The organism is Gilliamella sp. B2923 (genome assembly GCF_026536565.1).
Taxonomy (GTDB): Bacteria; Pseudomonadota; Gammaproteobacteria; order Enterobacterales; family Orbaceae; genus Gilliamella.
In genome coordinates this window covers 35,113-60,064 of the sequence record NZ_JAFNNZ010000009.1, presented here as the reverse complement: position 1 = coordinate 60,064, position 24,952 = coordinate 35,113, and the positions used below count along the sequence as shown (strand labels likewise).

The following is a 24,952-nucleotide window of genomic DNA, read 5'->3' as shown; positions in this document are numbered from 1 at the left end:
TCTTAAAATAAAATTCTTTGACTTATTACAGCGCAAAAAGGCTGGAGGTAAAAAACCCCCAGCCATTTAGCTTGCTTTTGATAAACTTATTTAAGTTCGACAACTGCACCAGATTCTTCAAGTGCCTTTTTAAGTTCATCTGCATCAGCTTTGCTAACGCCTTCTTTAACTGTTGCTGGAGCTGATTCAACAAGATCTTTAGCTTCTTTTAAGCCTAAACCTGTTGCACCACGAACGGCTTTGATAACCGCTACTTTGTTAGCGCCAACATCTTTTAAGATTACATCAAATTCAGATTTTTCTTCTGCTGCTTCAGCTGGACCAGCTGCTGCAACTGCTACAGCTGCTGCTGCAGAAACGCCAAATTTTTCTTCCATCATTGATACAAGTTCAACAACGTCCATTACAGACATTTCAGCAACTGCATCTAAAATTTGTTCTTTAGTGATAGACATAATATAGTTTCCCAAATTTACATTTTTTTAATTGATAAAATTCACAATCACAGCGCTATTAAGCAGCTTGTTTTTGATCGCGAACCGCTGCAAGAGTACGAACCAATTTGCCAGCTGCGGCTTCTTTCATGGTTGACATCAAGCGAGCTAATGCTTCTTCATAAGTAGGTAATGTTGCTAAGCGATCAATGTTCGCTGCGGTAATCAACTCACCTTCAAAGGCTGCGGCTTTAATCTCAAAATTATCATTTTCTTTAGCAAACGCTTTAAAAATACGCGCTGCGGCACCTGGGTGCTCGTTTGAAAATGCAATTAGAGTAGGACCAACAAACGTATCTTTTAAACACTCATATTGAGTGTCCTCTACAACACGGCGTAATAGCGTATTACGAACAACACGCATATAAACACCAGCTTCACGAGCAGATTTACGTAATGCAGTCATTTTTTCTACAGTTACGCCACGAGAGTCAGCAACAACTGCAGATAGCGCACCTTTGGCGATTTCGTTAACTTCAGCAACAATTTCTTGTTTATTTTGAAGATTTAGTGCCATTGGTATTGCTCCTGGATTAAACTAGGCAAAGCCTAGACTGATTTTAACTAGTTACACACGTAACTAGCATAACCACGATGAGCAGAATTCCTGTATTATATCTTATCAGGTTCTGTCACCGTCTACGTAGGAAAATTAAGTAATCAAATATCAATTACACCTACGGTCTTGGACGGGGTCTGGTTAAGGCCAGACACCAACCGATTTTTTGTTTAACTGGCTAACAGCTAATTAAACAGTTGCATTTAATGTTGCTTGATCGATAGCAACACCAGCGCCCATTGTTGTAGAAAGGCTTACTTTCTTAATAAATACGCCTTTTGATGAAGCTGGTTTTGCACGTTTTAATGCAACAAGTAATGCTTCTAAATTCTCTTTAAGCTTATCTGCATCAAAATCAGCTTTACCGATAGTAGTATGGATAATACCATTTTTATCATTACGGTAACGGATTTGACCAGCTTTAGCGTTTTTCACTGCTTCAGCAACGTTAGGTGTTACAGTACCGACTTTAGGGTTTGGCATTAAACCACGTGGCCCTAAAATTTGACCTAATTGACCAACAACACGCATAGCGTCTGGAGATGCAATAACAACATCAAAATCCATTTCGCCTTTTTTGATTTGTTCAGCAAGATCGTCCATACCAACTAATTCAGCACCAGCTTCTTTAGCGGCTTCAGCATTTGCGCCTTGTGTGAACACAGCAACACGAACACTACGTCCGGTACCATGTGGAAGCACGATTGCGCCACGAACGTTTTGATCTGATTTACGTGAATCGATACCTAAATTAACAGCAACGTCAACGCTTTCAGTAAATTTAGCAGTAGCAAGCTCTTTTAATAAAGCGATTGCTTCATTGATTTCATATTGTTTAGTCGCATTCACTTTTTCGCGGATAAGTTTAGCTTTCTTAGATAATTTAGCCATGAATTAACCCTCCACTTCCAAGCCCATTGAACGTGCAGTTCCTTCGATAGAACGCATCATCGTTTCAATGGTAGCACCATTCATATCTGCAGCTTTTAATTCAGCGATTTCGCGAATTTGCGCACTCGTTACTTTACCAACTTTTTTCTTGTTAGGTTCGCCAGAACCAGACTTGATTTTTGCAGCTTTTTTCAATAATACAGCTGCTGGTGGGGTTTTAGTAACAAAAGTAAATGAACGGTCAGAATATACTGTAATAACAACAGGAATAGGTAGACCTTTTTCCATGCTTTCTGTTTTAGCGTTAAATGCTTTACAGAATTCCATGATGTTAACACCATGTTGACCAAGTGCTGGACCAACTGGTGGACTAGGATTTGCTGCACCAGCTGCAACTTGCAACTTGATGTAGGCTTGTACTTTCTTTGCCATTTTAGGTTCCTTTTCTCGGGTGCAAACGCCTCTATTAATAACCAATATTAATAAATAGACAGCTCCCCTAAGTTAAATGAGGGCAGAATTATCCTACAACAAATAAAAAAATGCAAGTTTTATTTATTAAAGGATAAACCAAAAGCAGGGCTATCACCCTGCCTTAAGTTAATATGTTTAAAAACAATAAGTTAAAGTACGTTTACTGCATTAAGCTCTTTAAATGCAAGTTCTAAACGTGAAACTAAAGACTCTTGACCTTTACGTAACCATACGCGTGGATCATAGTATTTTTTATTTGGCGCATCGGCACCTTCAGGGTTACCTAATTGACCCTGTAAGTAAGCTTCGTTCGCTTTATAATATTCTAAGATACCTGCCCAGTTAGCCCATTGAGTATCAGTATCAATGTTCATTTTAACAACACCGTAACTTACTGCTTCAGCAATCTCTTCTGGTGTAGAGCCAGAACCGCCATGGAATACGAAGTTTAGTGATTTTTCAGGTAAATTGAATTTTTCTGATATAAATTTTTGAGAGTTATCAAGAATTTTTGGCGTTAATTTAACATTACCTGGTTTATAAACACCATGTACGTTACCGAATGCAGCCGCAATGGTAAAACGTGGGCTAATTGCGCTTAAACGTTCATAAGCGTAAGCAACGTCTTCTGGTTGAGTATAAAGTGCTGAACTATCCATATGGCTATTGTCAACACCGTCTTCTTCACCACCAGTACAACCTAATTCAAGTTCTAATGTCATTTTCATTGCAGACATACGAGCAAGATATTGACAACAAATATCAATATTATCTTTTAATGTCTCTTCAGATAGATCGATCATATGTGAAGAAAATAGTGGTTTACCGGTTTTAGCAAAATGCGTTTCGCCAGCATCAAGTAATCCATCAACCCATGGTAATAATTTTTTTGCACAATGGTCAGTATGAACAATAACAGGCACGCCATATTTTTCAGCCATAAGGTGAACATGTTTAGCACCAGAAATCGCACCTAAAACAGCAGCTTCTTGCCCATCTAATTTCAATCCTTTACCTGCGATAAATTGAGCGCCACCGTTAGAGAATTGAACGATAACAGCAGAACCAACCTTAGCCGCAGTTTCAATTACTGCATTAATTGTATTAGTGTCAACACAGTTAACAGCGGGTAATGCAAAATTATTTTCACGAGCAACTTGAAACACTTTTTGAACATCATCACCGGTTACAACACCAGGTTTAACGACATCAGAAATCTTTGTAGCCATTTTAATACCTATAAATTTATTTATATAAAAATTAAAGGATGAGTGATTGACTCATCCTTCATATAGAAAACTATTACGCTTTTGCTCTCTCTTCTAGCATTGCAACAGCAGGAAGTTTTTTACCTTCTACAAACTCAAGGAAGGCACCGCCACCAGTTGAAATATAAGAGATTTTATCTTCAATACCAAATAAATCAATCGCAGCTAATGTATCACCACCACCAGCAATTGAGAAGCCATCGCTATCAGCAATTGCTTTAGCAACAATCTCAGTACCACGACGGAAATTAGGGAACTCAAATACGCCTACAGGGCCATTCCATAAGATCGTTTTGGCTTTTTTGATAATGTCGGCTAATGCTTCAGCTGATTTGTCGCCTAAATCAAGAATTTGTTCATTTTCTTTAACATCGGCAACTGATTTTTCAGTCGCTGTTGCTGTTTCACTAAATTCAGTTGCAACACGCACATCAGTCGGGACAGGAATATGGCAGTTAGCCATTAATTTTTTCGCTTCAGGGATTAAATCAGCTTCATAAAGTGATTTACCAACATTGTAGCCTTCTGCTGCGATGAAAGTATTAGCAATACCACCACCAACGATAATTTGATCGGCAATTTTTGATAAAGAATCAAGTACAGTTAATTTAGTTGATACTTTTGAACCGGCAACAATTGCAACCATTGGGCGAGCTGGATTATCTAGCGCTTTACCTAATGCATCAAGTTCAGCGGCTAATAAAGGACCGGCACAAGCGATCGGGGCAAATTTACCAACACCATGAGTTGAAGCTTGCGCACGGTGAGCAGTACCAAATGCATCCATGACATAGATATCACAAAGTGCCGCATATTTTTTTGATAAAGCTTCGTCATCTTTACCTTCACCCACATTAAAACGAACGTTTTCAAGCACAACAAGTTCGCCTTCTTTAACATCAACACCGTTTAAGTAATCTTTAACTAAACGTACAGGGAAAGAAACATGCTCTTTTAAGTAATCAACTACAGGTTGTAATGAAAACTCTGGGTTATATTCACCTTCCGTTGGACGCCCAATGTGTGAAGTAACCATTACTTTAGCGCCTTTTTTAATTGCTTCTTCAATAGTTGGTAATGATGCTTTAATACGAGCATCAGAGGTTACCTTACCATTTTTGACTGGCACATTAAGATCTGAGCGAATAAATAAGCGTTTTCCTTTTAGATCAAGATCTTGCATTCTAATAATAGACATGAGACTTCCTCTTATAAATATAGATATAATAAAATTTTCACTATTCTAACATAAAATTTCTAATTAGGTTATAGCCATTATTGGCTGAATAGTAAACATTTATCATAATGATAAAAAATAGCAATTCTTAATTTTTTTTGTACAACGCCATTGACAATAGGCAGAAAATCAGGCATATTTTGCCGCCTTATTAATATGTAATTTTTTTCTAAACTTGGGAGTTGACTTTGGCTAATATCAAATCAGCTAAGAAACGTGCGGTTCAATCTGAAAAACGCCGTAAACATAATGCTAGTAACCGTTCAATGATGCGTACTTATATTAAAAAAGTTTACGCAGCTGTTGCAGCTGGTGATAAACAAACAGCTGAAGTAGCATTCAAAGACATGCAAGCAGTTGTTGACCGTCAAGCAGCTCGTGGCTTAATCCACAAAAATAAAGCTGCACGTCATAAAGCGAATTTAGTTAAACAGATTAAAGCATTAGCGTAATGTTTTATTGATCTGTTAACTATTAAAGTTAAAGAAAATTAAAAAAAAGTGGTGTAAGCCACTTTTTTTATTTGTAAACTACTCATCTAATAATTATTAACTAAAATACAAGAGAGTATATTGTGGTTCAGCGTGATTATGTGAGAAAAAAAAAGCGCCAAACAAAAAAAAATAAATCACAAAGCTTTTCCGGTTTAATGATTTTTCTTGCAATCATTATTATTGCGCTATTTTCTGCTATTTTATATTTTGTTTCGAATAATCATCCCAACAAACCCGTTGAGCCCCCTAAAGTAAAAACGGAACCACCGGCGATAACCTTGCCAGAAAAACCGCAAGAACGCTGGACGTATCTCAAAGAGTTAGAGACACCAAACGCTAATCCTGGTACTAACGCAATTGCCAGCGAAAGACAACAGATCTTAGACAGTTTTGTGAATAATTCCCGTAATGTTCCAACAACGTCATCACAGCCAAAACCACCGACTACGTCTTCTCAATCAGCAACAGATAGTAAGGATGCAAATAAATGGTTATTACAATGCGGAGCCTTTAAAGAAAAAGCGAATGCTGATACGTTAAAAGCACAACTTGCTATGATTGGAATAAGTGGTAATATTGCCTCTGGACAGTTGTATCGTGTTACCGTCGGCCCATATACCAGTAAAAGTAACGCAGAGAAAGCACTAAATTCATTAAAAGGTAATGGGATCAATAATTGTATTATTTCTAACTAATAAGAAATTATATGAATATACTCAAACAAATACAGTCCTTTTCGATGATGTTGTGGTCTCGCCTTAATCATGACCGCTTGACCACTTCAGCAGCCGGGCTTGCTTACACTACGATTTTGGCTTTAGTTCCGCTTATCACTGTCATCTTTTCTTTGCTTTCTGCTTTCCCAATGTTTGATGAAATAAGCCTTTCATTAAAAAAATTAATTTACAGTAACCTTGTCCCTACCGCCAGTGATACGATACAAAATTATCTTGAACAGTTTATCGCCAACACCAAAAAGATGACCTTTGCTGGGGTCATTGGCTTAATAGTCACTTCGTTATTATTAATCAACACTATTAATACTGCACTTAACCATATTTGGAAAACTAAGCGTAAACGCTCGTTTATGTACAACTTAACCATGTACTGGACGATTTTAACATTGGGGCCGATTTTAGTCGGATCAAGTGTGGCAGTAAGTTATTATATATTTTCACTTAAGTGGTTATCTGTCGCTGCCACCGGTAATATTTTACTGAGTATATTACCGTTTTTGATTTCTGTGGTTGGATTTTGGTTACTTTATAGCATTATTCCGACCGAATCGGTACCACTTAAAGAGTCGATGATTGGCGCAATTGTGGCAGCAATACTTTTCGAATTAGGCAAACGCGCATTTGCACTTTATGTGACCTCCTTCCCAACTTATCAACTTATTTACGGTGTTGTTTCGTCGATTCCTATCATGCTGGTTTGGATTTACTGCTCCTGGTGCATTGTACTTTTTGGCGCAGAATTTGCCGCAACATTGACAGAATTTAATCGACAAAAAAAGCAGCCCCTTGAAAACCAGCCTCAACCGGAGTAAATCGTATTATGATCGCCTTAATTCAACGTGTTAAACAAGCTTCTGTTACTATCGATGATCACATTGTTGGACAGATTAAGCATGGCTTACTTATTTTACTTGGCGTTGAACAAGGCGATGACGAACAAAAAGCCAAACGTTTATGTGAAAAAGTGCTGGGATATCGGGTTTTCAGTGATAGTGACGGTAAAATGAATTTGAATGTCAGTCAAGTAAATGGCGAAGTGTTAGTGGTTTCCCAATTTACTTTAGCGGCCGATACCCAAAAAGGGATGCGTCCGAGCTTTACTAAAGGCGCTAATCCACAACTAGCCAACCAACTCTATCAATTTTTTGTAGAACAATGCCAAAAACAGATAAACACCCAAACCGGTCAATTTGCCGCCGATATGCAAGTGGCATTAATTAACGACGGCCCGGTCACTTTTTGGCTACAAGTGTGATCATCTGATTAAAACGCCTTAAATCTTACCAATAGTTAAAAATCCACCCATTAAAAACCAACACTGATAGAATAACGTGTTGGTTAGGCAACATTATCTTTCTGTCACAAAATTTAGCTAAACGGTGACAAAACCGCTTTGGCAGCGGTAAAATCACTGCAAATTTTGTAACATTTTCATCATATTTTGATTTTGCATTAAGCCCAATTTATTGAGCTTGTCGGTATAAAACTGTTTAACCTCATCCCAACGATAGTAAGGATAATTGACGGTGCTAATTGGCAGATGAACTTCTCGCTCATTTAATAATACCTTCACCAGTATCGGTTGATTAGCCTGCTCGCTACGATAAAAAATCAATTGAATATTGGCGCCCATGGGCACAATTTTATCGGCTCGCCAAACGTTTGGATAATCAAAAATTGATGCAGCCACCGTTGCCGCCCCTTCGATTTCTAGTAATGTGGCTAACGGCGAGACAGTTTCAGCGTGAGCAAAGCGTAAATTGGCATCAATATGACCATTTTCAATGGCTTTATCGGCACTTGTTAACATATCCCATAATAGCGGCGCAGCGATTTTAATTTGAATACCATTTGCATCCCACGCCGGACCAATTTGCAGATAGTTTTTAGCTGTGACAACGGTATTTAGCCATGCGTTATCATCTACTGAAAAATAATCATCAAAATCAAGATGATTATCGACTAATACCTGTGAAGGTAATGCTAACAACTCTTGATAAAGTTGGAAAAGCGCAATCACAAAATCTTCCGTCTTAATCGGCGATTTATCATTAATTGAGATACCTTCATTTAACTGTGATAAAAACGCATCAGTAAAGATTTTTTTGCCTACCGTTCGACTAATTTCAATCGTTTTTGGGTCATGCTCAAGTGATGTTAATGCCTGTTTAACAAGACCGCTTTTTTTATATTCATCGTAAGCCGGCGCATAGTTAAAAAAGCGCAGTAAAAATTGCTGATCTTCCGGCTGAGTGGCTATTTCAATATCAGGATATAGAGCTTGAAATGCTTGCATAAAAATTTGAGCGGTCTGTTTTGCTCTTGATGACGTTGAGCTGAGCACCTCGATCTTCTGCCCTTTAAATACGGTTGGATTATTGGCTAGCATGCGCTTGCTAATTAACGCTATATCGTTGCGACCAAGATCGGTCAGCTCACCATAGTGCTTATTATTGAGCTGTTTAATAGCAGCAACTTGAGTAATTAACGCTTTACCTGCTGGGGTTAGCTGGTTATTTTTTTCTGCCAATATTAAAACACTATAGGCAATATCTTCATATTTTGCTTTACTGATATAGCGTGAACCATGCCGACCAACATGATCGATATAAAATGCACTATAGCCTTTTGGTGCCGGCGTTAGCATTTGCTGATTATCATATTGATAAGCCGATTTTGAGCCAGCTAATTGCGCAAGCGCAAACACCGATGAAGATAAAGCAAGTAACATAATTAATCCTATCGCTTTAAATGAATGTTTAAAAAATTGCTGCTTTGCAAACACCATAAATCGCTCCTACAAATCATGCAAGATAAGTGATAAAAAGAGAGGGTAGTTTTTATTTTTTTAATAGTGACGAGTAAAGAAAGTACTCGGTAATAGATTAAAGCGAAAAGTGGCGCTAAACAAGCGATTTAATAAAACAATATTATTTACCACGGCTGATTGATTCATTAAATTAAACGGCAAATAGTTTTAATCAAATACCATTTTGCTAACCCTAAACTTTTTCCACGCCAAAGCTAAATTTATTCACTTTATTTAATTACAAAATAGATTTTATTTTCACAACACTCTTTTAATTTTTTTAAAAAAGATTATCTTATTAGTATTCAAGTTATACCTCACTAATTGATTAAAAGATAATGAAATTATATGGCTTTTCCGGAACGCTAATTAGCAGTGCATTAATATCATCATGTATTAAAACCCCTTATACCACAACACGTTTTTTTAAAGACTTAATTGCAGGCATTACTGTTGGTATTATTGCTATACCGCTCGCCATGGCGTTAGCTATCGCTAGTGGTGTTCCCCCTCAACACGGTCTATATACGGCAATTGTTGCAGGATTTGTTATTGCCATAACTGGCGGTTCACGCTTTAGTGTTTCAGGCCCGACTGCGGCATTTGTGGTTATTTTATATCCGGTTTCGTTGCAGTATGGCTTATCCGGACTCTTAGTTGCCACCCTGCTTTCCGGTTTTTTTCTTATTTTAATGGGGATAATTCGTTTAGGGCGCTTAATTGAATATATTCCTTTGCCAGTGGTATTAGGTTTTACTTCCGGAATTGCAATCACCATTGCCACCATGCAGATCAAAGATTTTTTTGGATTAACCCTTGAGCATATGCCGGAAAGCTATGTCGGCAAAGTGATCGAACTGGTTAAAACTTTTCCAACAATTAATCTGGCTGATACTTTAGTCGGTTTAGTGACATTAGTTGTGTTAATTGTATGGCCAAAACTGAGGGTAAAAATTTCCGGTCACTTACCGGCATTGGTTGCCGGCATGATAGTGATGTTTATTTTAAATCAATTTAATTGTCATATTGAAACAATAGGATCTAAATTTAGCTATACTTTACCGGACAACACTATCGGTCATGGTATACCGTCTGTGTTACCGGAATTAATCTTACCTTGGCAACATGCCGATTTTAAATGGGATTGGTCAACGATTTCTGCCCTTACGCCAATCGCCTTAACAATGGCAATGCTTTGTGCGATCGAATCACTACTTTGCGCAGTTGTGTTAGATGAGATGACCCACACCAAACACCACTCAAACAGTGAGCTAATTGGTCAAGGTTTGGGCAACATTATTGCACCATTTTTTGGTGGCATTTCAGCAACAGCTGCAATTGCACGCTCAGCGGCAAATGTAAAAGCGGGTGCGACATCACCAATTGCGGCCGTATTGCATTCAGTCATTGTCTTACTGGCGCTGGTCTGTTTTGCGCCAGTATTGTCGTTTATACCCCTTTCGGCAATGGCGGCTTTACTGTTAATTGTGGCATGGAACATGAGCGCTGTTCAGCGAGTAATTTATATTATCAAACGTGCGCCTAAAGATGATATATTAATCATGCTTATCTGCATGTCATTGACGGTATTGTTTGATATGGTCATTGCCATAACATTAGGCATTGTGCTTGCTTCAATTCTCTTTATGCGTCGCATTGCCAGCATGACTCGCTTAGTTGAACTTAACCGAAGTGATGATAAAACCTTAGTTCTTCGTATTAGTGGTCCACTATTTTTTGCGGCTGCTGAGCGAACATTTTTGGAACTGTACCAAAAAATAAATGGATACGAAAATATCGTATTACAATGGGATGCGGTGCCAATACTCGATGCAGGTGGACTTAATGCATTAATACATTTTATCGATGAACTGCCCGAACAGGTAAATTTATCGATTTGTGAATTACAATTTCAACCGTTAAAAACGTTGGCACGTGCCAAAATTTTACCTATTCCCAATAAATTAATGTTTTACTCAACACTAGATGAAGCACTGAAAGATAAAAATTAATTTTACAATTCGCTTTATTATGCTGAGTGATTTTTGTACAATTTAAATGCACTTAATCTTGCTATTTATCGTGTCTTTACGTTATCAATTAGTATTTTTCAATTCAGATTCAAGGCGTAACAACGTTAAATATGAAATGAAAAATACTGTTATTAACAACCATAAATCAATTATAAAATAGGAAATTAACATGATATCAAACACAAATAGTATTGAAGAGCTTAAACAAAAATCAGGCTGGTTTATTGTTATTGGTATAATTTTAATGATATTAGGTGCCTTAGCCTTAGGCTACCAGTTTATTGCAACCGTTTTTTCCGTCTATTTTATTGGAACTTTAATTTTAATTGCCGGTATTGCCCAAGCAGTCCATGCGTTTACGGTTAAAGGTTTCGGACAATCTGCGCTATGGGCAATAATGGGGATTTTATACATCTTTATTGGCGTAATGTCTTATTTCCAACCGGTGGCAGTATCTTCTGCATTAACGTTAGTTATCTCAATCTTATTAATTATGAGTGGTTTTACCCAAATATTTGCTGCCATGAATAACCGCCACTTACCAAGTTGGGGTTGGGTGTTAACCTCAGGTATCATTACACTAATTTTAGGCGTGATGATTATCGTCGGTTGGCCATATGATAGTCTTTGGGTGTTAGGCATGTTCTTAGGGATAGACTTAATATTTCAAGGTTGGGCATATGTGGCTATTGGTATTGCTCTGAAAAAACGCCCATAAGAGAGTAGATTAACTTGTTGCCCACCATTTATCACTGGTAGTTTGTGGGCAACAGTTCATGATAGCCATTCCCCCTCACCGCTTTAATCACCCGACGGTCAAACTCTGGCTAGCGCAACAATCGCTGATTTATAGCTATTTATAGCTTTTATTGGTTTTTGCTTTGACTTCTTTCATCGATTGTAAAATGCGATGATAATTATCTAATCTTGATGAAGCAATTTTCCCTTCAGCGACGGCTTGTTGCAGTAAACAACCAGGCGTATTTAAGTGATTACAATCACGGAACTGACAGCCCCCTAAATAGTCACCAAATTCAATAAAACCGGCTATCACTTGTTCCGGCTCCAAATGCCACAAACCAAATTCACGTATACCGGGTGAATCAATAATATCACCGCCATTAGGTAGATGATAAAGTCGGGTTGCTGTAGTGGTATGTTGCCCAAGTCCGGATAGTTGTGATACATCACCTGTCATGGCCGATTGCGTTTGATGTGGTAACAATCGATTAATAATACTCGATTTTCCCACACCTGATTGCCCAACTAAAATTGAGATTTTACCTTGCAAAGCGGCTTGTAAAGGTGTAATACCCTGTTGATTTTGGCAAGATACATACAGCACTTGATAGCCAATTTTACTATAAATAGCTAACTGTTTTTCAACAGCTGCTCGCTCATCGGTATTGAGCAAGTCGATCTTGTTTAACACGATAATCGGGCGAATGTCGGTTGCTTCACAAGCAACTAAGTATCTGTCAATAATATTTAATGATAACTCGGGTAATACTGCTGAAATAATAACAATTTGATCGACATTGGCGGCAACCGGTTTAACGCCGTCATAAAAATCCGGACGAACCAGCTCCGAATGGCGAGGATGTACCGCCTCGATGATGCCATTGGTATTAGGCTCGAGGCTTTCACGCCACAAAACTCTATCGCCGGTCACCAGTGAAGGTAATGTACGCCGAATACTGCAACGGTAGATAAGCCCGGCATCGTTTTCAACGTCAGCAGATTTACCATATCGACTCACCACCACACCTTCGTAAGGCGATGAAAAGTTGGACAAGTTCTCATCTTGCTTTGTTGCTAAACGTTGTTGGTGCTTAGCTGCCACTCGCCGTTTCTGATTTTTTGATAGTTGTATTTTTGCCACAGTCATTAATTTTGCTAAAACAGAGATTGACAGTTATGCTACACTAATGAGCACTAAAAAGAAAATTTCTGACGCAAATTATGACTAAACCATCACAAGCAAATAGTAATAATCTTATCTGGATTGATCTTGAAATGACCGGACTTAATCCGGCGGTTGATCGCATTATCGAAATTGCCACTATCGTTACCGACACAAATCTCAACATTCTTGCAGAAGGGCCGGTAATTGCTGTTCATCAGCCAGACGAACAATTAGCATTAATGGATGATTGGAATAAAAAGACTCATGGAAACTCGGGACTTATTGATCGAGTGCGTCAAAGTAAAATTAATGAACAACAAGCAGAGCTTCAAACACTGGCATTTTTAAAACAGTGGGTACCGGAAAATTGCTCACCGATTTGCGGTAATACCATTGGTCAAGACCGCCGATTTTTATTCAACTACATGCCCGATTTAGAGCGCTATTTTCACTATCGTTATTTAGATGTCAGCACGGTGAAAGAATTAGCAAAACGTTGGAAACCGGAAATTTTAAAAGGCATCAGCAAAAAGAGTTCACATCAAGCGCTCGATGATATTCGTGATTCCATTGCTGAGCTAGTTTATTATCGCCAACATTTTTTTAACTTATCTCATTAATTGCTATGCAAATTTTATACACTGTTTTACTCTATCTTATTCAGCCGTTGGTATGGTTAAGGCTTCTTTGGCGTAGCCGAAAAGCACCGGCTTATCGTCAACGTTGGCTTGAGCGCTATGGCTTTTGTCAAAATAAAGTCAAGGCCGGTGGCATTTTAGTGCATGCCGTATCAGTGGGCGAAACCATTGCGGCTGTGCCTCTAATTAACGCGTTAAAACAGCAATATCCACATTTACCTATTACTGTCACCACAATGACACCAACCGGCTCCGAACGGGTAAAATCACTGCTCAAAGATAGCGTTAATCATGTTTATTTACCTTATGACCTACCTTGTGCGCTTCGTCGTTTTTTAAACACTGTTCAACCAAAGCTGGTGATAATTATGGAGACAGAACTATGGCCAAATTTTATCAATCAGTGTTATAAACGGCATATTCCTTTAATTGTCGCTAATGCCCGACTCTCTGAGCGTTCGGCGAAACGGTACAGTAAACTTGGCTCAGCAATCAGTCGCCTACTGCGTAAAATCAGTGTGGTTGCTGCACAAAATCAGCAAGACGGCGAACGATTTATCCGGTTAGGTTTACCGGCAGATCACTTAGCCATTACCGGTAGTATAAAATTTGATATTGATTTAACCGCTAAACAACATCAGCGCATTGCTGAGTTGAAACAGCAATGGCAATTAAATCGACCGGTATTGATAGCAGCCAGCACCCACAGCGGTGAAGATGAAATTATTTTATCGGCATTTAAACGCTTAGTCCAAAACCACCCGAATCTGTTATTAATTTTAGTGCCTCGCCACCCGGAGCGTTTTAAAACAGTAGAAAAATTGATTATCGATAACCGATTGCGCTATATTAAGCGTAGCGCTGATCAAACGCCAAACGATCAAACGCAAGTGATATTAGGTGATACCATGGGTGAATTACTGGAGCTTTATGGTGTTGCGGATATTGCCTTAATCGGTGGCAGTTTAATTGAGCACGGCGGTCATAATCCGTTAGAGCCGGCTTTGCATCATATACCGATTATTATTGGCGAGCACTTTTTCAATTTTAAGGTTATTTGTGAACAACTAAAGGCAGCCAATGGACTGCTTGTTTGCCGTAACTCAGTAGATGAACTCTATTTAACCGTAGATGATCTGTTAAATCACCCAACTAAACGTAAACAGATTGGCGAAAATGCGTATCAAGTCTTAAAACAAAATCAAGGAGCATTAGATCGGCTTCTTGCCATTATTAACCGATATCTTAGCTAAATATAAGGATTGCTTGTGAATAAAAAGCATGGTTTATTACTAGTTAATTTAGGCACCCCTAGCGCCGCAACACCGGATGCAATAAAACAGTATTTAACTGAGTTTTTATTGGATCGGCATGTGGTGGATCTACCGGCCTTTTTTTGGTATCCACTACTAAAATATATCGTGTTACCTAAACGAGTGCCGTATATCATCAACCATTATCAAAAAATTTGGATCGACGGCTCATCACCTTTACTGCATTACAGCCGCTTACTGTGCGACAAACTACAATCGCAATTAACTGATGTGCAGTGCGAGCTTGCCATGACGTATGGTCAACCAGATATTCAATCCGCATTCAATAAACTTAAGGCATGTAAAAAAATTACTGTATTGCCGCTGTTTCCACAATATTCCACAACCACCACATTGGCGGTTTTAGATAAATTAAGACAGATTGTGGCGAGCGAAAAAAGCAAACAAAAAATCCACTATATTCGTGATTATGCCGATCATCCAAGTTATATCCAAGCCCTATATCTACAAATAAAACAGGCTTTCAATGAGCATGGTCAGCCACAAGCGCTTTTACTTTCTTATCACGGTATTCCGGAGCGATATATCCGCCAACGTCAAGATGATTATATAGAGCGGTGTGAACTGACCACGTTACTTCTTATTGAAAAATGCCAAGCAAAGGGTATCACTATACCGATACATATGGCTTATCAATCGGAATTTGGTAAAGGAAAATGGGTCAAACCTAAAACCTGCGATATGTTGCAAGAAATGGCAAAAAAACAGATACATAATGTGCATGTTATCAGCCCGGGATTTTCGGTTGATTGTCTTGAAACGATTTATGAAATCGATCAAGAAAATCGGCAACTGTTTTTCGATGCCGGCGGTAAGCAATTTCATTATATTCCGGCACTTAATGACGAACAATTACAGGTAGATTTAATCAAAGATTTAATTAATTATACTAAAACATATAATGTTTCTGAAACTTCTTGACAAAATCGGTTACTATCAACATCAATTCAAACTATTTAATAGTCAGTTATTATTAGCTTAGCGTGAAACAGACAGCTTAAATTGACTAATAAAGATACCAAATCTTCATCAAAGTTAACCATAGGTTATAACCTATGATAGGATGATAGATAAGATTCTATCTGAGCACTAAGGAGAATAATAGATGAAAATAATCATTATTGGCGCTCAAGCTGCCGGAGCAAGTGCTGCGGCAAAAGCCAAACGGATGGCTCAAAATGCAACAATTCGTATTTATGAAAAGTCTGATATTGTATCGTTTGGAGCTTGTGGATTGCCTTACTTTATTGGCGAGCATTTTAACGATGACAACGAAATGATTTCCCGCACACCTGAACAGTTCGAAAAAGACGGTATTGAAATCAAAACTCGCCATGAAGTGATTGCTATTGATGCCCAAGCTAAAAAAGTGACGGTGAAAGATCTTAGCACCGGTCATAGTTTTGATGACAATTACGATCAACTACTACTTGCCGTTGGCGCAAGTCCAATTATGCCAAATTTTTCAAATGGTCATCTAAAAAATATCTTTACTCTACGTGATCTTCACGACGGTCAAGCCATTAAACAAGCGCTATCTAACCCTAACGTTACAAATGTGATTGTGGTTGGTGCTGGCTATATCGGGCTTGAGATTGCCGAATCGTTGGTCGCTTTAAAGAAAAAAGTCAAACTGATCCAACTCGATGACAGAGTATTAGTCGATGCATTTGATAGCGAAATGACGGCAATTATTCAAGACAATATCAAACAGCACTGCGATTTACATTTGCAAGAGCGAGTACAAGGCTTTGAAGGTGAACACGCTGTCACCGGTGTCATAACCGATAAAGGACAATATCGAGCTGATCTGGTCATTATCGCCACCGGAGTTAAGCCAAATAGCCACATTTATCAGCACCTTGGCATGAATATGCTGGGCAATGGCGCCATTATTACCGACAGTTTCGGGCGAACAAACATTGCCAATATTTATGCAGCAGGCGATTGCGCCGCAATCGAGCATCGAGTAAGCCAATCAACCGTCTATATCCCTTTAGCAACCAGCGCCAATAAACTGGGCAAAGTCGTTGGGGAGAACTTAGCCGGCGGAAATGCCCAATTCCCGGGCACGTTAGGCACCTCAGCGCTCAGAGTATTTGATAGTGAAGCCGGGCGAACAGGTCTGAGCGAAAATGAAGCGATAAAAGCACAAATTCCCTATAAAACGGTTATGGTTAAAGATAAAAACCACAGTAATTATGTCGCCGGACAAACCACGATTGTGGCTAAATTGATTTATCACGCCGATACCCGAGTGATTTTAGGCGGACAAATTGCCGGCGGCCATGGCGCTGCATTAAGGGTTAATGTGCTGGCTTGCGCTATTTGGGCAAAAATGAAAATCGATGAATTATCCATGATGGACTTTTTATATGCGCCCCCATTTTCCAGACCATGGGACATTTTAAATATTGCAGGTTCGATCGCAAAATAGAGAAGGTTACCGATAAACAGCAAATTGTGTTTATCCCCCTTTTCGATTTTAAGACAAGTTATGAACATGCCGCTATCTTAACCAGATAGTTTCGCTCAATTAGTCTACATGTCATTTCAACAAATAGACTGATTATTAAATAGGATTATTAGATAATTAAATTTATCACTAAACGGCGGAGGTATTATGTCAGAAGCCATTTTTCATGGAGTTTTTTTCGAAAAATTCCTATCGATTACCTACTATCAAACGTTAATTGGTATAGGGTTACTACTCATCTGTTTTTTTGCGCTGTTAAAACCATTACAAAATAAAAAAGTCAGTTTTTCAATCCGCATGTTAGTGGGGTTAATCCTTGGCGCTGTGCTTGGCTTAGGCATTCAAGCTATGGCGGGATTCCCAACAACCCCGAAGACATGGATGCAAGAAATCGCCAATTGGTACGGTCTGTTTGGGCGGGCTTTTATCGCCTTTATTCGCATGTTGGTTATTCCGCTCATTTTTGTCTCAATTGTCAAAGTGATTATTGATTTTTCCGGCAAAAAAAACCTGCCACAAATTGCCTTCCGTGGAATTTTTTGGTTACTCTTCACCACCGCTATCGCTTGTATTGTCGGCATTATTTTAGCCAACTTATTTGAACTGGGTGAAATGAGCTCAACATCGGTACATCATGCTGAAGCTAAACAATATACCAGCATCATTGATACTTTTGTTAATCTTATTCCTAGCAATATTATTGCATCAATGGTTAAAGAAAATATTGTTGGATTAGTTATCTTTTCAGCACTGATGGGGCTGGCAGCTAATCGCATGGAAAAGAAAAATCCTCAACCTATTGCACTATTTAAAACCTTTATCGAGGCACTATATAAAATCGTCATGTCAATTGCCATGACAATCATCAAATACATGCCTTATGCAGTTGTTGCATTGCTGGCACGTACAATTATTTCAAATGGTATTCCTGCCATTATTGAAGTCTCAAGCTTTGTCGCAGCGGTCTATATTGCAATGCTCATTATGCTTATTGTGCATATTGCCATTGTGATGCTACACGGTATCTCACCTGTTATGTTTATTAAAAAAGCATTGGGCACATGGCTGTTAGCTTTTACCAGTCGCTCATCGGTTGGCACTTTACCGATGACAATCTCAACGTTAACCGTGCGAATGGGCGTAAATAGCGGTACAGCTAACTTAGTTGGCTCGCTTGGCAGTACTATGGGGATGAACGGTTGTGCCGGCTTTTTCCCGGCGCTACTGGCGGTCATGGTGGCGCATATGGTAGGAATCGACACCAATTTTCAATTTTACATCATGTTAGTGATTGTTGTGGTCATTGGCTCAATTGGTATTGCCGGCATTCCAGGCACAGCAACGGTTGCTGCAACAGTAGTTTTATCCGGCATGGGTATGGCGCAGCACTTTGCGCTTATCGGTATGGTACTGGCTGTTGATCCAATTATTGATATGGCACGGACTTTAGCCAACGTATCGGGCGCTATGACAGCGGCTGTGGCAACCGACCGTGAGGTGGGAACAATGGATATGGACGTGTTTAACGATCCTAATGTCATACTGGACAATGATAATTCCGCCTAATTAAACGTAAGCCACAAAAAAGGACGCCACGTTGCGTCCTTTTTTTGGTTGTTACGCTCGTAACAACAGTCGTATTAGGAGATTAAAGCGTTTTTAACCAAGCTTTCACATCATCACCCAAACTTTTATGACGCATTGCGTATTGCACAAATGTTTGGACATAACCCAATTTATTACCACAATCGTGGCTACGACCTTTAATGCAATAAGCATCAACCGGCTCTTCTTCAAGTAACATTGCAATAGCGTCAGTTAATTGAATTTCTCCGCCTGCACCTAATGGCGTTTTCGCAAGCAACGGCCAAATTTTTTCAGATAAAACATAGCGTCCAACAACAGATTGATTGGAAGGCGCTTCTTCAATTGAAGGTTTTTCAACCACACTATACATTTGGGTAACATTACCGGCAGATAGCGCTTCACCACGACAATCAACAATACCGTAAGATGAAACCAACTCTTTAGGTACCGGCTCAACCATAATTTGACTGTGCTTTGTTTCATGATAGTTTTTGATCATCGCCGCTAAATTATCAGTGGCAAGATCACTGTCATACTCATCAATAATGACATCGGGTAAAACCACGGCAAATGGCTCATTACCAACTAAAGGATACGCACACATCACCGCATGCCCTAGCCCTTTAGCTAAACCTTGGCGAACACTGGCAATGGTCACATGTTTAGGTAGAATGCTTTGCACCTCTTGCAATAATTGACGTTTAACCCGAGCTTCTAGCATCGCTTCTAATTCAAAACTGGTATCAAAATGGTTTTCAATCGAGTTTTTAGAAGAGTGGGTAACAAAAATAATTTCGGTAATACCAGCAGCAATACACTCTTTTACGACATACTGAATAAGAGGCTTATCAACCACCGGCAACATCTCTTTTGGAATTGCCTTGGTTGCAGGTAACATTCGCGTACCTAAACCGGCAACCGGAACAACTGCTTTTTTCACTTTTCCATTTAAAGAAGATTCAAAGTTTAATGACATTTTATTTCCTTAAAAACAAATTAACTAACAATACCGTTAATGCTTGGTACACAACCGCTACGATTAACTAAGGCATGTTTAACACGTATAAACTTTAGCATATAAGCTATCGAGATACACGCACCAACAACACTTCTTACTAAACTTTTATATTTTTTCTGACTGACTTAATTTACTCTCTAATCGATATAATGATAAAACAATCTTTATACTATTTCGATAACAATCAATTTATTATTTATAGCTAAAAACCGATAGATTAAAAATGCACCACATTCCAAACATTAACATCCATAAATCCAGCCCGTTTTATTTCGCTTTGCTAACATTGTGCATTGAGCTTACTGAATAATTGAAACTTCCGGTGAAACAATGAGCTTTGGATTGTCACTATCTTCAGCTAAAGAATCAATCACGATATAAATAATTTGGCAATTTTGTAAAATGGCTTCCCTTGCCACAAATTTTGCTTTACGGTCACGTGCTGCTCGTTGCGCAGGGCTAATGTAGAGATCATCATAGCCATCATCATACAAAGATGCTCTTTCTAATAAACTTGGTGCCCGCCAAAATGTCTCTTTAGGATAATGACGAACGATAATATTACCGGTTAATTTACCTTTCATCTCGGCATAAGTTGCCGATAAGTGCCGACTGGATCGGCTAGGTGCGATATTGATGTGCTGATAACTGGTGATATTGGAAGAAAGTGGATTTAATTGAAATTGAATCTGATTAAGCGAGGCATAATGGCAGTTTTCCATAGTTAAAGGTGCAGTTCGAAAATTTAACGAACCGCACCCAACCAAAAAAAATAAACTAATACAAATAAGTATAAATCGCATTTTTACGTATTATTTTTATAAATATGGGTTATTTATAAAAATGGTTATCATCCTAATTATAATTTATCGCTTACCGATTCAGCAGTATTTGTAATCGCTTTACCGCCTGATTGAACATCTTTACCAACACCACTAAATGTATTACATCCAGTTACCAGCGTTGTCATGACAATCCCTAACACCAAAATTAATATTTTATGGAACATATTACATACTCCTCTATAATTAATACACGGTTAGTTTAAGGTAGCAAATGCCTCTGCTACGCGATGAATATTTTGGTGATTCAAACCTGCCACACACATCCTTCCACTGCCCACCAAATAAACAGCAAAATTATCTTTTAAATGTGTGACTTGTGCTGCTGAAAATCCGGTATAACTAAACATGCCACGCTGTTTGACTAAATAATCAAAATTTTGATTAGGCGCCGCTGTTTTCAGTAATTGAACTAAAGTTGAACGCATAGTCGCAATACGTTTACGCATTGACTCGACTTCGTCAAACCATTGTGCTTTAAGCGCATCATTATTTAATACGTAAGCCACTAACTGCGCACCATAGGCCGCAGGACTAGAATAATTTCGACGTACGGTCGCTTGAAGTTGACCAAGTACACGATTTGCTACTTCACTATTATCACATAAAACAGATAGTCCACCAACTCGCTCGCCATATAACGAAAATGTTTTGGAAAATGAGTTACTTACAAACCCGCATAAACCAACTTCTGCGGCTTTTCTAATGGCATAACTGTCATCTTCGATACTCTCGCCAAAGCCTTGATAAGCAATATCCATAAAAGGAATAAGATCACGTGCACGTAAAACATCTATCACCGTATCCCACTGCGCTTTAGTCAAATCTGCGCCGGTCGGATTATGACAACACGGATGTAGCAATACAATGCTTTTAGCCGGTAACTGATTTAACGTTTCAAGCATTGCATCAAAATTTACCCCACAAGTTTCAGAATCAAAATAGGGATATTTATTAACCTTAAAGCCAGCCCCGCTAAAAATAGCAATATGATTTTCCCAGGTAGGATCGCTTACCCAAACTTGCGAATCTGGAAAATAGCGAAATAAAAAATCGGCACCGACTTTAAGCGCTCCTGATCCACCTAATGTTTGAATAGTTGCAATTCGTTTATCTTTATAGGCACTGTGCGTTTGACCAAATAATAACTTTTGAATCGCTTGACAATATTCGGGCATTCCACTCATTGGTAAGTATAACTGCGCACCTTGATTATGGTGATAAACATAATCACGAGCAGTCTTAACGCACTGTAATTGAGGTACCACACTATTATCATCATAATAATAACCGATACTTAAGTTAACTTTGTTTTCACGGTTATCATGATTAAACTCTGTAACTAATGATAAAATTGGATCCCCTGCATACGGCTCTACTTTCTCAAACATATTTGCAACCTGATTACACATAAACTGACAATCGATAATTGTAGATTATTACACCAACTTCATTGGCAATCAATCTCTAAATAGCAGTTTAACAACAAATCATTTAATAAGATTTTAATTAATCGGGACAAGAGAATAAACATTATAATAAAGAGAAAGAAAATAACGGTTTTTCAACCGGATTTTATACTCAAACACATACACTTTCTGAAACTTCTTGACAACAATTGGCATCTAATAATGCGATTAAATCTGTATAATTGCCCTGTCTGTGCTTACGTCTATTTGAACTCTGGAATCTTTGGCGATTTAGCTTAGTTATTGGATAAATATTTTCAATTTAGCTTTTATACTTAAACGTATACATTTTCTGAAACTTCTTGACAAGCATTAACACCTAATAATGAGATTATATCTGTAAATTTGCCCTGTCGGTACTTACGTCTTCTTTAACTTTGGAATCTTTGGCAATTTAGCTTAGTTATTGGTTAAATATGTTCAATTCAGATTTTATACTAAAACATATGCATTTTCTGAAACTTCTTGACAAAGATTAGCATCTAATAATGAGATTAAATATGTAAAAGTGCCCTGTCCGTACTTACGTCTCCTTTAACTTTGGAATCTTTGGCAATTTAGCTTAGTTGTTGGATAAATATTTTCAATTCAGATTTTATACTCAAACGTATATATTTTCTGAAACTTCTTGACAAGCATTAGCACCATAACGGTGCTAACTGAAGCGAGATAAATTACTTAGCGGCTATCACTTCTATTTCAACTTTGGCATCTTTTGGAATTCGGGCAACTTGTACACAAGAGCGAGCTGGGAAAGAAGCATTATTTTCGACGAAAAAGGCTTGATACACCTCATTAACGGCGGCAAAATCATTCATATCGGCTAAAAAGATAGTGGTTTTAACAATATCACTGACTTGATAACCGGCCGCTGTCACAATCGCTTTGACATTCGCTAAACTCTGTTTTGTTTGCTCTTTCACACAAGCAGGCATTTCCCCGGTTGCCGGATCAAGCGGAATTTGCCCGGATGCAAATAACATATTACCTAAATTGATTGCCTGAACATATGGTCCAATCGCCGCAGGTGCTTTATCGGTATTAATTACTGTTGCCATGTTCGATACTCTCCTTTTGATTTAACATTCAGTTAGATTGTAAAAATCTGAAATCATTCTACTTTTATCTCTGCCCATTTCAACAGGAACACTATTAGGTGTCAAGCAAAGGGGTAACGATGATCATGGGACTTCTTTAAATTTTCTGATATGATAACCAAAATTTTTCCGTATATTGAGAGTTAATATGTTTGAGAATTTAACCGAACGTTTATCACAGACATTTCGCAATCTAAGTGGTCGTGGGCGTTTGTCTGAAGATAATATTAAAGAAGCACTGCGTGAAGTGCGAATGGCACTGCTTGAAGCTGACGTTGCACTACCGGTCGTCCGTGATTTTATCAATCAAGTAAAAGAAAAGGCCGTTGGATTAGATGTCAGCAAAAGCCTAACGCCGGGTCAAGAATTTATCAAAATTGTGCAGGCTGAACTGACCGCCGCAATGGGCGAAGTCAACAGCTCGCTCAATCTGGCCACCCAACCACCTGCGGTTATTTTAATGGCAGGTTTACAAGGTGCCGGTAAAACCACCAGCGTTGCAAAATTAGCCAAATTTTTAAAAGAAAAACAGAAAAAGAAAGTATTAGTTGTTTCTGCCGACGTCTATCGTCCGGCAGCGATTAAACAGTTAGAAACGTTAGCCAAAGCTATCGATGTTGCGTTCTTCCCGTCTGATATTAAAGAAAAACCGATAAACATTGTTAACAATGCCATTTCGCATGCGAAATTACAATTTTTTGATGTGCTGATTGTCGATACTGCCGGTCGTTTACATATCGACGGTGAGATGATGGATGAAATCAAAGCCCTTCATCAAGCAATCAACCCAATTGAAACGCTATTTGTTGTCGATGCGATGACCGGGCAAGATGCCGCTAACACGGCTAAAGCCTTTAATGATGCACTTCCTTTAACGGGTGTGATACTGACCAAAGTCGACGGTGATGCGCGTGGTGGTGCGGCATTATCTATTCGCCACATTACCGGCAAACCGATTAAATTCTTAGGTATGGGTGAAAAAACCGATGCCTTAGAGCCATTCTATCCGGATCGCATTGCATCACGTATTTTAGGCATGGGCGATGTTATCTCTCTGATTGAAGAGCTGCAAAATAATGTTGATCGTGAAAAAGCCGAGAAAATTGCCAAAAAACTTAAAAAAGGCGATAAATTTGACTTTAACGATTTCCAAGATCAGCTTAAACAGATGCGCAATATGGGCGGAATGGGTGCCATGCTGGCTAAATTGCCGGGTGTAGGTCAGCTTCCGGAGCATATCAAAGCACAAATGGATGATAAAATCACCATAAAAATGGAAGCGATTATCGGCTCAATGACATTAAAAGAGCGAGCCAATCCGGAGATTATAAAAGGCTCACGTAAACGCCGAATCGCTGAAGGTTCCGGTACTCAAGTACAAGATGTCAACAAACTGCTTAAACAGTTTGAAGATATGCAAAAAATGATGAAGAAGATGAAAGGCGGCGGCATGATGAAGATGATGCGCCAAATGAAAGGCCTTATGGGTGGCGGAATGGGATTACCCCGACGCTAAATTAGGCTAATCTTATCGGCAAGCAAAAACCGCTTGCCACTCAACAATTAATCTATCTCAATTTTATATCGCA

Annotated in this window: 25 protein-coding genes; 12 read left to right on the top strand and 13 right to left on the bottom strand. The window is 38.7% G+C overall.

Features of this window, described 5'->3' with window-relative positions:
- Positions 1–86: 86 nt before the first annotated feature.
- From rplL to pgk, 6 genes are all read right to left on the bottom strand, one after another.
- Positions 87–455: a 50S ribosomal protein L7/L12 gene (rplL, locus tag J3U42_RS10005; protein ID WP_034901671.1), complete on the bottom strand. Its 369-nt coding sequence runs from the start codon at positions 453–455 to the stop codon at positions 87–89.
- Between the two features lie 58 nt (positions 456–513).
- Positions 514–1,011, bottom strand: coding sequence for a 50S ribosomal protein L10 (rplJ, locus tag J3U42_RS10000; protein WP_220218211.1), 498 nt, complete (start codon positions 1,009–1,011; stop codon positions 514–516).
- 231 nt (positions 1,012–1,242) lie between these two features.
- Positions 1,243–1,944 carry a 50S ribosomal protein L1 gene (rplA, locus tag J3U42_RS09995; protein ID WP_267336367.1) on the bottom strand — a complete coding sequence of 234 codons (702 nt, stop codon included), beginning with the start codon at positions 1,942–1,944 and terminating at the stop codon, positions 1,243–1,245.
- 3 nt (positions 1,945–1,947) lie between these two features.
- The gene (rplK, locus tag J3U42_RS09990; protein WP_034884321.1) at positions 1,948–2,376 is read right to left on the bottom strand and encodes a 50S ribosomal protein L11; all 429 of its coding nucleotides are present in this window, start codon (positions 2,374–2,376) and stop codon (positions 1,948–1,950) included.
- A gap of 191 nt (positions 2,377–2,567) precedes the next feature.
- Positions 2,568–3,647, bottom strand: a complete 1,080-nt coding sequence (gene fbaA, locus J3U42_RS09985) for a class II fructose-bisphosphate aldolase (RefSeq protein ID WP_220218212.1) — start codon at positions 3,645–3,647, stop codon at positions 2,568–2,570.
- A 73-nt stretch (positions 3,648–3,720) separates the two neighbouring features.
- A complete protein-coding gene (gene pgk / locus J3U42_RS09980) occupies positions 3,721–4,884 on the bottom strand; it encodes a phosphoglycerate kinase (protein ID WP_267328796.1) in 1,164 nt (387 codons plus the stop codon).
- A gap of 227 nt (positions 4,885–5,111) precedes the next feature.
- Between pgk and rpsT the strand changes: the two genes are divergently transcribed.
- The 4 genes from rpsT to dtd all read left to right on the top strand — a co-directional run bounded on the left by rpsT (position 5,112) and on the right by dtd (position 7,409).
- On the top strand, positions 5,112–5,375 hold the full coding sequence (rpsT, locus tag J3U42_RS09975) for a 30S ribosomal protein S20 (RefSeq protein ID WP_220218214.1): 264 nt from the start codon (positions 5,112–5,114) through the stop codon (positions 5,373–5,375).
- Positions 5,376–5,497: 122 nt separating this feature from the next.
- Positions 5,498–6,112 carry an SPOR domain-containing protein gene (locus tag J3U42_RS09970; RefSeq protein WP_267328795.1) on the top strand — a complete coding sequence of 205 codons (615 nt, stop codon included), beginning with the start codon at positions 5,498–5,500 and terminating at the stop codon, positions 6,110–6,112.
- Between the two features lie 11 nt (positions 6,113–6,123).
- Positions 6,124–6,966, top strand: a complete 843-nt coding sequence (locus tag J3U42_RS09965) for a virulence factor BrkB family protein (protein WP_220218216.1) — start codon at positions 6,124–6,126, stop codon at positions 6,964–6,966.
- 8 nt (positions 6,967–6,974) lie between these two features.
- Positions 6,975–7,409 (top strand): D-aminoacyl-tRNA deacylase, encoded by a 435-nt coding sequence (gene dtd, locus J3U42_RS09960; protein WP_220218217.1) that lies wholly within the window; start codon positions 6,975–6,977, stop codon positions 7,407–7,409.
- Between the two features lie 153 nt (positions 7,410–7,562).
- Here dtd and J3U42_RS09955 read toward each other — a convergent pair whose 3' ends face one another.
- Positions 7,563–8,942, bottom strand: coding sequence for a histidine-type phosphatase (locus tag J3U42_RS09955; RefSeq protein ID WP_267336366.1), 1,380 nt, complete (start codon positions 8,940–8,942; stop codon positions 7,563–7,565).
- A 359-nt stretch (positions 8,943–9,301) separates the two neighbouring features.
- Between J3U42_RS09955 and dauA the strand changes: the two genes are divergently transcribed.
- Together dauA and J3U42_RS09945 are read left to right on the top strand one after the other, a co-directional pair.
- Positions 9,302–10,975 (top strand): C4-dicarboxylic acid transporter DauA, encoded by a 1,674-nt coding sequence (dauA, locus tag J3U42_RS09950; RefSeq protein WP_267336365.1) that lies wholly within the window; start codon positions 9,302–9,304, stop codon positions 10,973–10,975.
- A gap of 190 nt (positions 10,976–11,165) precedes the next feature.
- Positions 11,166–11,714, top strand: a complete 549-nt coding sequence (locus J3U42_RS09945; protein ID WP_220218220.1) for an HdeD family acid-resistance protein — start codon at positions 11,166–11,168, stop codon at positions 11,712–11,714.
- Positions 11,715–11,849: 135 nt separating this feature from the next.
- Here J3U42_RS09945 and rsgA read toward each other — a convergent pair whose 3' ends face one another.
- A complete protein-coding gene (gene rsgA / locus J3U42_RS09940; RefSeq protein WP_416380007.1) occupies positions 11,850–12,878 on the bottom strand; it encodes a small ribosomal subunit biogenesis GTPase RsgA in 1,029 nt (342 codons plus the stop codon).
- An 80-nt stretch (positions 12,879–12,958) separates the two neighbouring features.
- Between rsgA and orn the strand changes: the two genes are divergently transcribed.
- The 5 genes from orn to J3U42_RS09915 all read left to right on the top strand — a co-directional run bounded on the left by orn (position 12,959) and on the right by J3U42_RS09915 (position 18,916).
- Positions 12,959–13,522 carry an oligoribonuclease gene (gene orn, locus J3U42_RS09935; RefSeq protein ID WP_267336363.1) on the top strand — a complete coding sequence of 188 codons (564 nt, stop codon included), beginning with the start codon at positions 12,959–12,961 and terminating at the stop codon, positions 13,520–13,522.
- 5 nt (positions 13,523–13,527) lie between these two features.
- On the top strand, positions 13,528–14,793 hold the full coding sequence (waaA, locus tag J3U42_RS09930; RefSeq protein WP_267336362.1) for a lipid IV(A) 3-deoxy-D-manno-octulosonic acid transferase: 1,266 nt from the start codon (positions 13,528–13,530) through the stop codon (positions 14,791–14,793).
- A 15-nt stretch (positions 14,794–14,808) separates the two neighbouring features.
- A complete protein-coding gene (gene hemH / locus J3U42_RS09925; protein WP_267328788.1) occupies positions 14,809–15,795 on the top strand; it encodes a ferrochelatase in 987 nt (328 codons plus the stop codon).
- Between the two features lie 184 nt (positions 15,796–15,979).
- Complete coding sequence (locus J3U42_RS09920) at positions 15,980–17,311, top strand: CoA-disulfide reductase (protein WP_267336361.1); 1,332 nt, start codon at positions 15,980–15,982, stop codon at positions 17,309–17,311.
- Between the two features lie 186 nt (positions 17,312–17,497).
- The gene (locus J3U42_RS09915) at positions 17,498–18,916 is read left to right on the top strand and encodes a cation:dicarboxylate symporter family transporter (RefSeq protein ID WP_267336360.1); all 1,419 of its coding nucleotides are present in this window, start codon (positions 17,498–17,500) and stop codon (positions 18,914–18,916) included.
- Between the two features lie 82 nt (positions 18,917–18,998).
- On the opposite strand, the gene galU is transcribed toward J3U42_RS09915, so the two are convergent.
- The 5 genes from galU to J3U42_RS09890 form a co-directional block, all read right to left on the bottom strand.
- A complete protein-coding gene (gene galU, locus J3U42_RS09910; RefSeq protein ID WP_220218227.1) occupies positions 18,999–19,913 on the bottom strand; it encodes a UTP--glucose-1-phosphate uridylyltransferase GalU in 915 nt (304 codons plus the stop codon).
- 341 nt (positions 19,914–20,254) lie between these two features.
- Positions 20,255–20,677 carry a hypothetical protein gene (locus J3U42_RS09905; RefSeq protein ID WP_267336359.1) on the bottom strand — a complete coding sequence of 141 codons (423 nt, stop codon included), beginning with the start codon at positions 20,675–20,677 and terminating at the stop codon, positions 20,255–20,257.
- A gap of 137 nt (positions 20,678–20,814) precedes the next feature.
- Entirely contained in the window at positions 20,815–20,964 is a 150-nt protein-coding gene (locus tag J3U42_RS09900; protein ID WP_255556151.1) for an entericidin A/B family lipoprotein, read from the bottom strand.
- Positions 20,965–20,994: 30 nt separating this feature from the next.
- Positions 20,995–22,188 (bottom strand): aromatic amino acid transaminase, encoded by a 1,194-nt coding sequence (locus J3U42_RS09895; RefSeq protein ID WP_267336358.1) that lies wholly within the window; start codon positions 22,186–22,188, stop codon positions 20,995–20,997.
- A gap of 752 nt (positions 22,189–22,940) precedes the next feature.
- Positions 22,941–23,324, bottom strand: coding sequence for a RidA family protein (locus tag J3U42_RS09890; RefSeq protein ID WP_220218230.1), 384 nt, complete (start codon positions 23,322–23,324; stop codon positions 22,941–22,943).
- A 187-nt stretch (positions 23,325–23,511) separates the two neighbouring features.
- Here J3U42_RS09890 and ffh point away from each other — a divergent pair, with 187 nt between their 5' ends.
- Positions 23,512–24,879, top strand: coding sequence for a signal recognition particle protein (gene ffh, locus J3U42_RS09885; protein ID WP_220218231.1), 1,368 nt, complete (start codon positions 23,512–23,514; stop codon positions 24,877–24,879).
- Positions 24,880–24,952 lie beyond the last annotated feature (73 nt).

What these genes read in the sequence shown, in the direction of transcription:
- J3U42_RS09945 (WP_220218220.1), top strand. Translation starts at nt 11,166, where the DNA reads ATGATATCAAACACAAATAGTATTGAAGAGCTTAAACAAAAATCAGGC.
- J3U42_RS09900 (WP_255556151.1), bottom strand. Translation starts at nt 20,964, where the DNA reads ATGTTCCATAAAATATTAATTTTGGTGTTAGGGATTGTCATGACAACG.
- rplA (WP_267336367.1), bottom strand. Translation starts at nt 1,944, where the DNA reads ATGGCTAAATTATCTAAGAAAGCTAAACTTATCCGCGAAAAAGTGAAT.
- J3U42_RS09955 (WP_267336366.1), bottom strand. Translation starts at nt 8,942, where the DNA reads ATGGTGTTTGCAAAGCAGCAATTTTTTAAACATTCATTTAAAGCGATA.
- J3U42_RS09965 (WP_220218216.1), top strand. Translation starts at nt 6,124, where the DNA reads ATGAATATACTCAAACAAATACAGTCCTTTTCGATGATGTTGTGGTCT.
- dtd (WP_220218217.1), top strand. Translation starts at nt 6,975, where the DNA reads ATGATCGCCTTAATTCAACGTGTTAAACAAGCTTCTGTTACTATCGAT.
- J3U42_RS09920 (WP_267336361.1), top strand. Translation starts at nt 15,980, where the DNA reads ATGAAAATAATCATTATTGGCGCTCAAGCTGCCGGAGCAAGTGCTGCG.
- pgk (WP_267328796.1), bottom strand. Translation starts at nt 4,884, where the DNA reads ATGTCTATTATTAGAATGCAAGATCTTGATCTAAAAGGAAAACGCTTA.
- rplL (WP_034901671.1), bottom strand. Translation starts at nt 455, where the DNA reads ATGTCTATCACTAAAGAACAAATTTTAGATGCAGTTGCTGAAATGTCT.
- fbaA (WP_220218212.1), bottom strand. Translation starts at nt 3,647, where the DNA reads ATGGCTACAAAGATTTCTGATGTCGTTAAACCTGGTGTTGTAACCGGT.
- galU (WP_220218227.1), bottom strand. Translation starts at nt 19,913, where the DNA reads ATGTCATTAAACTTTGAATCTTCTTTAAATGGAAAAGTGAAAAAAGCA.
- rplK (WP_034884321.1), bottom strand. Translation starts at nt 2,376, where the DNA reads ATGGCAAAGAAAGTACAAGCCTACATCAAGTTGCAAGTTGCAGCTGGT.
- J3U42_RS09905 (WP_267336359.1), bottom strand. Translation starts at nt 20,677, where the DNA reads ATGGAAAACTGCCATTATGCCTCGCTTAATCAGATTCAATTTCAATTA.
- J3U42_RS09890 (WP_220218230.1), bottom strand. Translation starts at nt 23,324, where the DNA reads ATGGCAACAGTAATTAATACCGATAAAGCACCTGCGGCGATTGGACCA.
- J3U42_RS09915 (WP_267336360.1), top strand. Translation starts at nt 17,498, where the DNA reads ATGTCAGAAGCCATTTTTCATGGAGTTTTTTTCGAAAAATTCCTATCG.
- rplJ (WP_220218211.1), bottom strand. Translation starts at nt 1,011, where the DNA reads ATGGCACTAAATCTTCAAAATAAACAAGAAATTGTTGCTGAAGTTAAC.
- waaA (WP_267336362.1), top strand. Translation starts at nt 13,528, where the DNA reads ATGCAAATTTTATACACTGTTTTACTCTATCTTATTCAGCCGTTGGTA.
- J3U42_RS09895 (WP_267336358.1), bottom strand. Translation starts at nt 22,188, where the DNA reads ATGTTTGAGAAAGTAGAGCCGTATGCAGGGGATCCAATTTTATCATTA.
- orn (WP_267336363.1), top strand. Translation starts at nt 12,959, where the DNA reads ATGACTAAACCATCACAAGCAAATAGTAATAATCTTATCTGGATTGAT.
- dauA (WP_267336365.1), top strand. Translation starts at nt 9,302, where the DNA reads ATGAAATTATATGGCTTTTCCGGAACGCTAATTAGCAGTGCATTAATA.
- ffh (WP_220218231.1), top strand. Translation starts at nt 23,512, where the DNA reads ATGTTTGAGAATTTAACCGAACGTTTATCACAGACATTTCGCAATCTA.